Consider the following 1594-nt stretch of genomic DNA (forward strand, 5'->3'; position numbering starts at 1 on the left):
CGCAGCGCGTACGCCCAGCTGCGGCACAACCCGCTGCTGCTGGCCGGGACGATCGCCGGGCTGGCGGTGGTCTACCTCGCGCCGCCGGTCGCCGTGGTGGCGGGCGCGGTGGCGGGGAACGGCGTACGGACGCGGAGTACTTCCTGCTGACCGACGCGGACATCGCGCACGCGCCGGACAGCCTGCGGGAACTGGTGGCGGCGGCGCGGTCGGGCGGGCTGGACCTCGTGTCGCAGATGGCCCGGCTGCGGGTGGCGAGCTTCTGGGAGCGGCTGGTCGTCCCGGCGTTCGTCTACTTCTTCGCGCAGCTGTATCCGTTCCGCTGGATCAACCGCCCGTCCGGGCGGACGGCGGCGGCCGCGGGCGGCTGCGTGCTGCTGCGCGCCGAGGCCGCCGAACGGGCCGGGGTGCCGGAGTGCATCCGGCAGGCGGTGATCGACGACGTGTCGCTGGCGCGGGCGGTGCGGCGGTACAGCGGCAGCGGCGGCGGCCGGATCTGGCTGGGGCTCGCCGACCGGGTGGACAGCGTCCGCCCGTACCCGGGCCTCGCTCCCCTGTGGCGGATGGTCTCGCGCAGCGCGTACGCCCAGCTGCGGCACAACCCGCTGCTGCTGGCCGGGACGATCGCCGGGCTGGCGGTGGTCTACCTCGCGCCGCCGGTCGCCGTGGTGGCGGGCGCGGTGGCGGGGAACGGCGTACTGCTCGCGGTCGGCGCGGCCGCGTGGGCGGTGATGGCCGGTACGTACGTGCCGATGCTGCGCTACTACCGGCAGTCCCCCGCGCTCGCCCCGCTGCTGCCGTTCACGGCCCTGCTGTACGTACTGATGACCGTGGATTCCGCGGTACAGCACTACCGGGGCCGGGGCGCGGCCTGGAAGGGACGGACGTACGCCCGCCCGGAGGCCACGCCCTGAGCGCGCCGAGCATGGTTACGAGCACGGTTATTTGCGGCCGGGCGTCCAGTTCATGCCCCAGCCGTACGCGCGGTCGAGCGTGCGCTGTGGGCTGACGCCCCGGTCGGGCACCAGGTAGCGGGCCTCGCGCTGGACGACGAGGTCGCCGCCCTCGTTGGTGAGGAGGGCGAGCGCGCAGACGTTGGAGGCCACGGTGCACTCGTCGAGGAAGAACTCGACGGGCGCGCCGTGCTGCGGCTGGAGCGTGACGGTGGCGTGGAGGCCCGCGAAGCTGGCGGCGCCCTCGTAGATCGTCACGAAGACGAGGATGCGCCGGAAATCGGCGGTGTGGTCGAGGTTGACGGTCAGGTTCTCGCCCGCCGCGGACGCGCCGGTGCGGTCGTCGCCGTCGAGGTGGAGGTACGGCGGCTGGTGGAGGGCGCCGAAGGAGTTCCCGAGGGCCTGGACGACACCCTTCCGGCCGTCCTTGAGCTCCCACAGGGCACCGAGGTCGAGGTCCAGGCCGGGCTGGAGGGCCATGCCGAGCCGCTGGGCCCAGCCCTTCGCCTGCTGGCGCATCTGCCAGTTGAGGTTGACGCGCAGGGCGCCCCCGGTGCCGCCCTGCTTGGCGAGGGAGACGGTCGGGGCCTCCTTGGTGAGCGTGACCTTGGTCAGCCGCACGGGGGCGGTCGGGGGTGCGG

1 protein-coding gene and 1 pseudogene are annotated in these 1594 nt (G+C 74.2%); one reads left to right on the top strand and one right to left on the bottom strand.

Going from position 1 to position 1594, the window contains the following annotated elements; translation table 11 throughout:
- Positions 1-914: glycosyltransferase (locus K6I34_RS36725; protein WP_374231122.1), on the top strand; the 914-nt coding region annotated here is incomplete at its 5' end.
- 27 nt (positions 915-941) lie between these two features.
- On the opposite strand, the pseudogene K6I34_RS36730 reads toward K6I34_RS36725, so the two are convergent.
- Positions 942-1594, bottom strand: a pseudogene (locus K6I34_RS36730) (Tellurium resistance); the annotation flags it as partial.

This window comes from Streptomyces sp. UNOC14_S4 (assembly GCF_020740835.1).
GTDB lineage: Bacteria > Actinomycetota > Actinomycetes > Streptomycetales > Streptomycetaceae > Streptomyces.